Genomic DNA, 11341 nt, shown 5'->3' on the forward strand with positions numbered 1-11341 from the left:
CGTGGCGGTGCCGTTCTCACTGGCGCTCGCGCCGAAGGCTGCCGCGTCGGCGCCCGTTGCGTTCGCGTTGCTGCCGGCCGCCAGCGCGTGCGTGCCGTCGGCGACGGCGTCGTCGGAGCCGTCCGCGGGATCGTCGGCCTTGAAGTAATGCTGGCTGCTGCTTTGTGCCAGCGCATCGACCTTGCCGTCGACCGCGCTCAACTGGCTGACGTTGACGGCGTCCGTGGGCGCCGCGCCTGCCGCGACATTCGTCAGGCGGCGCTCGTTGCCGGCCGAGCCGAGCGAGACTTCGCCGGTTGCGACGGGCGCCGCAATCGCTGTCGCGCCGGTTCCCGCCGGCGCATAGGCGCTTTGGGACAGGTCCGCGGTGGTGCTCGAATTTGCGCCCAGTGCGACGCTGTTGTCGGCGCTTGCGTTCGCGTTGTAACCGAGCGCAATGGCATTGCTGCCCGAGGCCACGGAGCCCGGGCCGATCGCGCTCGCATTGCCGCCGCTTGCCTGTGCGGCCGCGCCGAGTGCGACGCCGCTCACACCGCTGACGGCGGCATGAGCGCCGATCGCAATGCTGGAGTCCGCGCTGGCCGAGGCGAGGAGTCCGGCTGCGAACGCGTTGTCGCCGTTCGCCGTTGCCGCGTATCCGAGCGCGGTGGAGCCGAAGCCCGCTGCGTTGGCAAAGGCGCCGAATGCGGAGGTGGCGTCGCCCGCCGCCGTCGCGGCCGAACCGGCCGCGATCGAATCGATACCGAGCGCGGTGGCGTTGATGCCCACGGCGGTGGAACGGTCCGCCTCAGCGCTTGCGTTCATGCCGACGGCGCTGGAACTGTCGCCTTGCGCGACGCTGCCCTGGCCTAGGGCAAGACTGGCCTGGCCTTGCGCATTGGCGGACAAGCCGAGCGCCGTCGCGCCGTTGCTCTGCGCGCTGGCCTGCCGTCCGACCGCGACTGCGGCGTCGCCGTTCGCACTGGCCGCGTCGCCGATGGCGACCGCGAAATTGCCTGTGGCGCTGGCGGTGTCGGATTGAACCGTATTGATGGCGGCCGCCGCGTCTGCGGCGTAGAGCGCCGCCGCGGCCACTGCGATACCGGCCGCGCCCTGCAGGGCCCGCGCGGTGGTTTTTCTGCGCGTCGACGGACGGTTTCCGGTGAAGGGGGCGGCCTGCGGATCGGTCTCCAAAGCGGCTTCCAAAGCGGCCGGCGCCGGGTGCGACGCGGTACGGCAAATCACTACCAGGTTTTTACTCGTCAATGCAACCTCTACGTTATGGTTTGGCGCGCGGCACGCGAATCAATCGGGCGCGACCGGTCCGCTCGGTCCGTTTGATGGCTCCGGTCAATCCCGACAACAGGCAAGGCGGAAGCGCACGGTGCCTGACAAGGTGCTTCAGGCCCGTCCGTCTGCGCTTGCGTCCGGGTGTGCCCGAGCCCCCGCGTCACGCGCCTGGGTTGATGGGGTAAGCGTCTGGAAGAGCACCGGCGCGAACGCCGGTGCCCGTGCGCTGAGAAGAAGTGTCCGGTCTCGCAGGGGCGCCTGGATATCAGAGGATTCCGAAATGCACGCAAGCCGTCGCGACGCATCGCGCCCTTCATTTTCACGGCGTCTCGTGGCGACCTGAGTCAACCGCTCGGCCCGGCAAACGTTCTACAATGACGGTTGTTCTCCGAAGCGAGTTTTCATGCGTAATTTTTTTCTTCCCGGCTTGACAGCAATGTTTGCCGCGGGCGCGGCGCTGGTCGCCGCAGCAGGCTTTTTTTCTCCGGCGGCCCACGCCAATAACGTGATCGTGCTCAATTCCGGCGAAGCCACGCTGAGCCTGATCGACGAGAACAGCCACCAGGTCGTCGGCACCGTGCCGACCGGCAAGGAACCGCACCACCTGATGGTCACGCCGGACAATTCTTCGCTGATCGTCGCCAATTCGGTGTCGAACAACCTGATGTTCGTCGATCCGAAGTCGGGCCAGGTGCAGCGCTGGGTCGAAAACATCGAAGACCCGTATCAGATCGGCTTTTCGCCCGACCACAAGTGGCTCGTCACGACCGGCCTGCGGCTCGACCGCCTCGACATCTATCACTACGACAGCCAGAAGAACCAGATGACGCTGGCGTCGCGCCTGCCGCTCGCGGTCATGCCGAGCCACATGGCGTTCACGAACGACAGCAGGACGGTGTTCGTCACGCTGCAGGTCTCGGGCGAGCTCGCTGCGATCGACCTGGCCACGCAAACCGTGAAATGGAAGATGAAGGTCGGCAAGGTGCCGGCGGGCCTGTGGATGACGCCGGGCGAGAAATACCTGCTCGTCGGCATGACCGGCGAGGACTACGTGGCGGTGGTCGACTGGCGCAACCAGAAGGTCGTGAAGACGATCCACACGGGCAAGGGCGCGCACAACTTCCGCTCGCTCGACGACGGCCGGCACGTTGCGGTGTCGAACCGCGTCGCCAGCACGATCAGCATCATCGACGAAGACACGCTCACCAATGTCGGCGACATCACCGGTCTGATGCCGGGGCCGGACGACATGGAACTTTCGGCCGACAAACGCTATCTGTGGGTTACGTTCCGCTTTGCGAAGCACGTCGGCATCATCGACCTGAACACGCGCAAGCTGATCCAGACCATCGCGGTCGGCCGCTCGCCGCACGGCATCTACTTCTTCAATCGCGCGCCGGTCACCGCGCCGAATGGAGCCTGAGGGAGCCCTCGCGGCGGCGTGACCGGATGCGGCAACCTCACGAAGCAACCAGGCCAGCACCATGTTCCATCTGATTTTCTCTTCGCTCGACAGCTTCGTCTCGGCCGTGCAAACCTGGCTGTACGTCGACGTGGTGCAGCCGCTGCTGTACCGCTTCGACCTGATGGACTACGACGAAGACACGTACGACAGCCTGTACTGGGTCATCGTCGGCGTGTTCGAGGTGCTGGCGATGTACGCGCTCCTGCGGCCGCTCGAGGCGCTGCGCCCGGTCGAGCGGTGGGACAACCGCAAGGCGGTGCGCGTCGACGTGCTCTACACGTGGATCGCCAAGCTCGGCATTCTCAACCTGTTCTTTTTCTTCGCGCTGCAGCCGTTCTTCGACAACGTGCAGGGCTGGCTGCGCATGCGCGGCATCGCGAACGTCAATTTCGACAATCTGTGGCCCGGCGTGACCACGCAGCCGCTCGTCACGTTCGTGATGTATCTGCTCGTGCTCGACTTCGCCGGCTACTGGTATCACCGCTGGCAGCACCGCATCGGCGTGTGGTGGGAACTGCACGCGGTGCATCACAGCCAGCGGCAGATGTCGCTGTGGGCCGACGACCGCAACCATCTGCTCGACGATCTGCTGCAGGCCTCGTTCTTCGCGGTGATCGCGCTCGTGATCGGCGTGCCGCCGTCGCAGTTCGTCGTGCTCGTCGCGATCACGAATCTCGCACAGAGCGTGCAGCACGCGAACATCCGCCTGTATTTCGGCTGGCTCGGCGAGCGGCTGCTGGTCAGCCCGACGTTTCATCGCCGCCATCATGCGATCGGCTACGGTCACGAAGGGCTCCAGTACGGCTGCAACTTCGGCGTGCTGTTTCCGTGGTGGGACATGCTGTTCGGCAGCGCCTCGTGGAACCGCGAGATGGAGCCGACCGGCATCCGCGACCAGCTCGAAGGCCGCCGTTACGGCGAGGGTTTCTGGGCGCAGCACTGGCTTGCCTTCGTGCGCATTGCACGGCGGCTCGCGCCGAAGCGCCGCGCGTCCGGCAACGACGCCGCCGCGGTTTGAGTCCGCCCGCGTTGGACCGCCGGCGCGGCCCGATCCACCTGAACCCACCCGACGCCTGTCCGGGCACACTTACTCGCACCGCCGGCTTCTCCCGGCGGTGCGTCCTGCTGGTTTATCCTGTCCACGTTCGCGCGCACGCGCCGGCTTCCCGGTATGTCGGGCCGGCGCCGGCGCGATTTCTCTTTCACCGTTTCGTTCGCAGGCACCGGCTCGCATGAATGATCTGTTGCGCTCGTTCGGGCGCGCGCTCGCCAGCGCGTTCCATCCGCGCATGCTCTGGCTGACCTTCAAACCGTTCATCGTCGCGACGGTCAGTTGGGGCGTGGCCCTGTGGTTTTTCTGGCAGACGCTCACGGGCGCGACCCGCTCGTGGCTCGACGACTGGTCTTTCACCGCGACGCTTTACCATCTGTTCGACTGGCTCGGCTTTTCGACCCTGCATGCGGTGATCGCACCGTTCATCGTGATCGCGGTGGCGATTCCGCTGATCGTCGTCACGGTGCTGCTGCTGATCGCGATGCTGTCGATGCCGGCCGCGATCCGCTTTCTCGCGGACCGCCAGTTCGCCGGGCTCGAAATGCGGCGCGGCGGAACGTGGTACGGTAGCCTCGGCCAGGCGTTGTGGGCCACGCTCGTGTGTCTCGTGCTGCTGATCGTCACGCTGCCGCTGTGGCTCGTGCCGCCGTTCTTCGCGCTGATTCCGCCGCTCCTGTGGGGCTGGCTGACTTATCGTGTCATGAGCTACGACGCGCTGGCCCTGCACGCGACACCTGAGGAGCGGCGCGAACTCGTGCGGCGCCATCGGTTGCCGCTGCTGCTGATCGGCGTCGCGAGCGGTCTGCTCGGCTCGCTGCCGACGCTGCTGTGGGCGTCGTCGGTCTGGCTGATCGTGCTGTTCCCGGTGATCACCGCGGTGACGATCTGGATTTACGCGTTCATCCTCGTGTTCTCGGCGCTGTGGTTCGGCTACTACTGCCTGCGCGCGCTGCAGCGCATGCGGGCGGAAGAGCATGGCGGCGTGCGCCGGAGCGCGCCGGTTCCCTATTGATCCAACAAGAAGAGGCCGCAATGGCATTTGGCGTCATCATCATTGGCGATGAAATCCTCTCGGGCAGGCGTGTCGACAAGCATCTGCCGAAGGTCATCGAATTGCTCGGCGCGCGCGGGCTGTCGCTCGGCTGGGCCGAGTACGTCGGCGACGACCCCGAGCGCATCACGGCGACGCTGCGGCGCACGTTCGACTCGGGCGACATCGTTTTCTCGACCGGCGGCATCGGCGCGACGCCTGACGATCACACGCGCCAATGCGCGGCGGCCGCGCTCGGCGTGCCGCTCGAACTGCATCCGGACGCCGCGCGGCTGATCCAGGAGCGCATCCGCGACATGTATCCGGCGAACTCGCCGGCGCCGCTCGATCTGAACACGCCCGAAAACCGGCATCGCCTGAACATGGGCACGTTTGCGCAGGGCGCCGAGATCATTCCGAACGGCTACAACAAGATTCCGGGCTTTTCGATCCGCCAGCATTATTTCGTGCCGGGCTTTCCGGTGATGGCCTGGCCGATGATCGAATGGGTGCTCGATACGCAGTACGCACACCTGCATCACGCCATGCCGCATGCGGAGAAGTCGCTGCTCGTGTTCGAGTTGCCGGAGTCGCGCCTCACGCCGCTGATGGAGAAAATCGAAGGCGATTTTCCGGGCGTGCGGGTGTTCAGCCTGCCGAGCGTCGGCGACGCGGAGCGCGGCGGCGTCTATGCGCGGCATCACATTGATCTCGGCGTGAAGGGCGAGCCGGAAGCGGTGGCCGCGGCGTTCGTGAAGCTGCGCGAAGGCGTGCATCTGCTCGGCGGCGATATCGTCGAGCCCGAGGTGGCGGCCGCGACGGCGAAGCCGGGCAAGTGACCGGCGGGCGAGTGGTGGGCTGAGGGCAGGCCGAATCGCGGCGGCTGAACTCTCCGCCATCACTCGCGCTGCGGCTGCGATGTGATGGCGAGCAGTTCAACCCGTGCCCCGGGGCATTCGACAAGACGCATATCGGGCCGCTCGCGAATCATTGGCCTGTCACATTGAACCTCGACCATGTGCAGGCTCGGCGCGCGGCTTCCCGCGGCGCCCGGGACCGGGACTTCAGGCGGCGAGCGGCCGGCCGCCCTCGCGCCGTGTCAGGCCACGGGTTCACCGCAGCCGAAGCGCGGCCCGTCAGCTTCCAGAGCTCGGGCCTTCAGGCGCCGATCCACGGCAACCCGCGAAAACACCAGCCCGACACCGTCTTCCGATGCCCCTGGCCGTCCTTGTCGCCTTCGAAACCTTCCAGCAGGTCGTACGCCTTGGTGAAGCCGGCCTGGGTCGCGGCGATCGCGGCGAGCTTCGAGCGCGCGGCGCTGCGGCACAGGAACAGCACCGGCGTATCGGGCGATGCCACCTGCGCGAGTTGCTGCATGAATTCCTGATTGGGCACCGCGCCCGGATAACGCGTCCATTCGACATGCGCGTATTGCCCATCGCCGATAACCGGCCGGCCGACCCAGTCGAGTTCGGCACGCGTGCGCACGTCGACGAGACGCGTGCGCGGATCGAGTTGCAGCAACTCGAACGCCTCGGCGGGCGATACCGCGCCCGCGTAAGGCAGTTGATTCCCGGTGCGGCGGGCGTCCGCCTGCGCGTACAGCTGTTCGAGCGTGCTCATGAGCGTCAATCTCCTTCGGACCAAATGATCATTCTAGCGCGCGGTGCATACCGCGCAGGCGTGCGGGGCGCCGGCGGCGCTCGACCACCCGGACAACTGCCGTGGCGTCATGAATGCGCGAAAATGGTGCATTTTCTATGAAATGCACCAAAATGAAGTAATGAGTCGTTGTCAAACCGATGAATGCACGTAACTGGTGCATTCAAGTTTTACTGGATGGCGCGGCGGCCCGGCGCGGGCTGTGTCCGCCGCCGGCAAACGCAGATGCAGCAAGGCTGTGCGCCAGATCGGACGGCCTGGTTCGCAAACATGGCACAGAAGCTGCTTTATTGGTGCCGATCGATTCGCCCCGCAGATTTTTCGGGTTTTCACCGTGTCCGAGCCTCTTTCGGGTGGACGCGCCGGGGTGGGTCAGCTAGATTGGGCGGCGGCTGAATCCGCCGAATTCGTTAATCAGGAGATAGGTTATGAGTAAATCCGTGGCCGACGTCATGCAACTCGTCAAGGACGAGGACGTCAAGTTTGTCGACTTCCGTTTCACCGACACGCGCGGCAAGGAACAACACGTTTCGGTGCCGGTGTCGGCATTCGAAGAAGACAAGTTCGAAAGCGGCCATGCGTTTGACGGTTCGTCGATTGCCGGCTGGAAGGGCATCGAGGCATCGGACATGCTGTTGATCCCGGACGCGAACACGGCCTTCATCGACCCGTTCTTCGAAGAATCGACCCTCGTGCTGACCTGCGACGTCGTCGAACCGGCCGACGGCAAGGGCTACGAGCGCGACCCGCGCTCGCTCGCGAAGCGCGCCGAAGCGTACCTGAAGAGCTCGGGCCTCGGCGACACGGCCTTCTTCGGTCCGGAACCGGAATTCTTCATTTTCGACTCGGTCCAGTGGAACACGGATCAGTCGGGCTGCTTCGTCAAGATCGGTTCGGAAGAAGCACCGTGGTCGTCGGCGAAGGAATTCGAAGGCGGCAACACCGGCCACCGTCCGGGCACGAAGGGCGGCTACTTCCCGGTCGCGCCGGTCGACACGTTCCAGGACATCCGCTCGGAAATGTGCCTGCTGCTCGAACAGATCGGCATTCCGGTCGAAGTGCACCACCACGAAGTGGCGGGCCAGGGCCAGAACGAAATCGGCACCAAGTTCTCGACGCTCGTGCAGCGCGCCGACTGGCTGCAGCAGATGAAGTACATCATCCACAACGTCGCGCACACGTACGGCAAGACGGCGACGTTCATGCCGAAGCCGATCGTCGGCGATAACGGTTCGGGCATGCACGTTCACCAGTCGATCTGGAAGGACGGCCAGAACCTGTTCGCGGGCAACGGCTATGCCGGCCTGTCGGAATTCGCGCTGTTCTACATCGGCGGCATCATCAAGCACGCTCGCGCGCTGAACGCGATCACGAACCCGGGTACGAACTCGTACAAGCGTCTCGTGCCGCACTTCGAAGCGCCGGTCAAGCTCGCTTACTCGGCGCGCAACCGTTCGGCATCGATCCGTATTCCGCACGTGTCGAACCCGAAAGGCCGCCGCATCGAAACGCGCTTCCCGGACCCGCTGGCGAATCCGTACCTGTGCTTCTCCGCGCTGATGATGGCGGGTCTCGACGGCGTGCAGAACAAGATTCACCCGGGCGAAGCCGCCGACAAGAACCTGTACGACCTGCCGCCGGAAGAGGATGCCAAGATCCCGACCGTGTGCGCCGGCCTCGACCAGGCGCTCGACGCGCTCGACGCGGACCGCGAGTTCCTGACGCGCGGTGGCGTGTTCACGGATTCGATGCTCGACGCGTACATCGAACTGAAGACGGGCGAGCTGCAACGCTATCGTCAGTCGGTGCATCCGATCGAATTCGAAATGTACTACTCGCTGTAAGCGGTCATGGCGCTTCGCCCGTCACCCGGCGGAGCGCTTTGCCCGACGCTCGCGATCGGTCACGAAGGGACGGCGGCGCCGTCCCTTTTTCGTTAGGGCGCGGGCGGAACAAAGGCGGGCAGCCCCGCAAGGGCAAGCCGAAGCCATCCCCCGACCTCTCACGCTCTCCTACTGGCCGGACTGCAAGATGGTTCTCAAGAATCTGATCAAGGCAAGGAAAGGACACGAACAGACGCTGTCGGACGATCCGCAGCTCGTGAGTTCCGGATTGCTGCCGGGCTTCGAGGCGCTGCCGACCGTCGTGCTGGTGCTCGACAAGCGCACGCTGCGCGTCGCGTTCGCGAATCCGTCGGCGGAGTCGATGCTCGAAATGTCGCGCCGGCAACTGACGCAGATGGCGTGGCCCGACATCTTCTCGAACGCGGACGAACTGGTCGCGACGATCACCGCGATCGCCGCGCACCGTTTTCACGCGACGCATCTCGATGCCGTGCTTGAACGACCGGGCCACGAGCCGCTGCACGTGCATGCGATCGTCGGCTTTCTGGAAAGCGCGCAGGACTACGTGCTGCTCGAACTGTTCGAGAACGAGCGGCATCTGCGCACCGACCGCGAGGAGCGCATCAACGACCTCACGGCCGTCAACAAGCAACTGATCCGCAATCTCGCGCACGAGATCAAGAATCCGCTCGGCGGCATCCGCGGCGCCGCGCAACTGCTCGAATTCGAACTCGGCGAGCGGCAGCGCGACGAATTGCGCGAGTACACCCAGGTCATCATCAAGGAGTCGGACCGGCTGCAGACGCTCGTCGACCGCTTGCTGGAGCCGCACCGGCATCCGCATATCGTCGGCGACGTGAACATTCACGAGGTGTGCGAGCGCGTGCGCCAGGTGATTCTCGCGGAGTTTCCGCGCGGCCTCACGATCGCGCGCGATTACGACGTCAGCGTGCCGGATTTGCGCGGCGACAAGGAGCAGTTGATCCAGGCGCTGCTGAACATCGTGCGCAACGCGGCCGAGGCATTGCGCGAGCGCATCTCGCAGGGCGATGCGCGCATCGCCCTGCGCACGCGCATCGCGCGCAAGGTCACGATCTCGAAGCGCCTGTGCAAACTGGCACTGGACTTGCATATCGTCGACAACGGCCCCGGCATTCCCGAAGAGATTCGCGACCGCATTTTCTATCCGCTCGTGTCGGGGCGCGAGGACGGCAGCGGTCTCGGTCTCACGCTCGCGCAGACCTTCGTGCAGCAGCACGACGGCCTGATCGAAGTGGATAGCCGGCCGGGCCATACCGAGTTTCAGATTCTGCTGCCGCTCGACTGCTGATGCAGATACTCCATGCATTTCAAGACTTCTGACCGACCTATATGAAGCCGATCTGGATAGTAGACGACGATCAATCGATTCGCTGGGTGCTCGAAAAAGCGCTCGCCCGCGAAAACTTCGCGACGCGCAGTTTCGCGAACGTGCGCGAAGCGTCGGCCGCGCTCGATCACGACAGCCCGCAGGTGCTGGTCTCCGACATCCGCATGCCGGGCGGCTCGGGGCTCGAATTGCTGCAAACCGTGCGCGACAAGGTGCCGGGCTTGCCCGTCATCATCATGACCGCGTTCTCGGACCTCGATAGCGCGGTCGCCGCATTTCAGGGCGGCGCGTTCGAATATCTCGCCAAGCCGTTCGACATCGACAAGGCGGTCGAGCTGATTCGCCGCGCGGTCGACGAAAGCATGCGCGGCGAGCAGACGTGGGACGAGCGCGTCGCCGAAGCGCCCGAGATGCTCGGCCAGGCGCCCGCGATGCAGGACATGTTTCGCGCGATCGGCCGTCTGTCGCATTCGGCGGCGACCGTGCTCATTACTGGCGAATCGGGTACCGGGAAGGAACTGGTTGCGCGCGCGTTGCACCGGCATAGCCCACGCGCGAACGGTCCCTTCATCGCGCTGAATACGGCCGCGATTCCGAAGGATCTGCTGGAGTCCGAACTGTTCGGCCACGAGCGCGGCGCGTTCACGGGCGCGCAGGCGATGCGCCAGGGGCGCTTCGAGCAGGCCGAGAACGGCACGCTGTTTCTCGACGAAATCGGCGACATGCCGTTCGATCTGCAGACGCGTTTGTTGCGCGTGCTGTCGGACGGGCAGTTCTATCGCGTGGGCGGCCATAATCCGCTGCGCTCGAATGTGCGCGTGATCGCGGCGACGCATCAGAACCTCGAAGCGCGCGTGCGTCAGGGGCTGTTTCGCGAGGACCTGTACCATCGGCTCAATGTGATTCGTTTGCGCTTGCCGGCCTTGCGCGAGCGCAGCGAGGACATTCCGCTGCTCACGCGGCACTTCCTGCAGAAGAGCGCGCGCGATCTCGGCGTCGAGCCGAAGCGGGTCTCGGATGAAGCGCTCGCGTATCTTGCGTCGTTGCCGTTTCCGGGCAACGTGCGGCAACTCGAAAATCTCGCGAACTGGCTCACGGTGATGGCGCCCGCGCAGACGATCGAGATCAAGGATCTGCCGCCCGATCTTGGTCCCGTGCAGGTTGCGGCAGGCGATGCCGCCGGCGCGAGCGCGGCCGCTGCGACGGATGGTGCTGCTGTTGCGTCAGGTGCTGGATTCGCGGGCGGGGCGCCGCTCGCTGGTGCGAACCCCAGTGCCGTGCATCCGCTCGGCGCGGCGGGTGTGGCGGTGGCGGCTGCGTTGAGCGCGTGGGAAGGCGGCTTGCGTACCGAAGTCGCGCGCATGCTGCGCGAAAACGCGGCGGACGTGATGGACGAACTCGCGCGCCGCTTCGAAGCCGCGGTGATTCGCGAGGCGCTCGACTTCACGCGCGGCCGCAAGGTCGAGGCGGCCGAGCGTTTGGGGATCGGCCGCAATACGATTACGCGCAAGATTCAGGAGTTGAATCTTGAGCCTTGAGCGCGCGTCGAGTGCACATCGGGCGCTCATTGAGTGCTCATTGGGCGTTCATTAGGCAATGACGCATGGCAGACGAAGGCGGCGCGAGCCGCCTTCGTCGTTTTGGGGAG

General features: G+C 65.3%; 8 protein-coding genes and 1 pseudogene. 7 read left to right on the forward strand and 2 right to left on the reverse strand.

Translation table 11 applies throughout. The annotated features are described in order from the left end of the window. Nucleotides 1-1173 (reverse strand): annotated as a pseudogene (locus GXB81_RS21535) (hypothetical protein); the annotation flags it as partial. Between the two features lie 499 nt (nt 1174-1672). Between GXB81_RS21535 and GXB81_RS21540 the strand changes: the two are divergent. The 4 genes from GXB81_RS21540 (at nt 1673) to GXB81_RS21555 (ending at nt 5657) form a co-directional block, all read left to right on the forward strand. Beyond that, complete coding sequence (locus GXB81_RS21540; RefSeq protein WP_205990272.1) at nt 1673-2692, forward strand: beta-propeller fold lactonase family protein; 1020 nt, start codon at nt 1673-1675, stop codon at nt 2690-2692. Nucleotides 2693-2753: 61 nt separating this feature from the next. Beyond that, nucleotides 2754-3752, forward strand: coding sequence for a sterol desaturase family protein (locus tag GXB81_RS21545; protein ID WP_205990273.1), 999 nt, complete (start codon nt 2754-2756; stop codon nt 3750-3752). A 214-nt stretch (nt 3753-3966) separates the two neighbouring features. Beyond that, nucleotides 3967-4800, forward strand: a complete 834-nt coding sequence (locus GXB81_RS21550; protein WP_167043289.1) for an EI24 domain-containing protein — start codon at nt 3967-3969, stop codon at nt 4798-4800. A 20-nt stretch (nt 4801-4820) separates the two neighbouring features. Beyond that, nucleotides 4821-5657 carry a molybdopterin-binding protein gene (locus tag GXB81_RS21555; protein ID WP_167043287.1) on the forward strand — a complete coding sequence of 279 codons (837 nt, stop codon included), beginning with the start codon at nt 4821-4823 and terminating at the stop codon, nt 5655-5657. A gap of 319 nt (nt 5658-5976) precedes the next feature. Here the strand turns inward: GXB81_RS21555 and GXB81_RS21560 are convergent, their stop codons facing one another. Then, entirely contained in the window at nt 5977-6441 is a 465-nt protein-coding gene (locus tag GXB81_RS21560; RefSeq protein WP_167043286.1) for a rhodanese-like domain-containing protein, read from the reverse strand. Between the two features lie 467 nt (nt 6442-6908). On the opposite strand from GXB81_RS21560, the gene glnA reads away from it, so the two are divergent. The 3 genes from glnA to ntrC all read left to right on the forward strand — a co-directional run bounded on the left by glnA (nt 6909) and on the right by ntrC (nt 11231). Further along, complete coding sequence (gene glnA / locus GXB81_RS21565) at nt 6909-8324, forward strand: type I glutamate--ammonia ligase (RefSeq protein WP_167043284.1); 1416 nt, start codon at nt 6909-6911, stop codon at nt 8322-8324. A gap of 187 nt (nt 8325-8511) precedes the next feature. Then, nucleotides 8512-9654: a nitrogen regulation protein NR(II) gene (gene glnL, locus GXB81_RS21570; protein ID WP_205990274.1), complete on the forward strand. Its 1143-nt coding sequence runs from the start codon at nt 8512-8514 to the stop codon at nt 9652-9654. A gap of 41 nt (nt 9655-9695) precedes the next feature. Then, nucleotides 9696-11231 carry a nitrogen regulation protein NR(I) gene (gene ntrC / locus GXB81_RS21575; RefSeq protein WP_167043280.1) on the forward strand — a complete coding sequence of 512 codons (1536 nt, stop codon included), beginning with the start codon at nt 9696-9698 and terminating at the stop codon, nt 11229-11231. The last annotated feature ends 110 nt before the right edge of the window (nt 11232-11341 follow it).

The organism is Paraburkholderia sp. Ac-20336 (assembly GCF_017105025.1).
Taxonomy (GTDB): Bacteria; Pseudomonadota; Gammaproteobacteria; order Burkholderiales; family Burkholderiaceae; genus Paraburkholderia.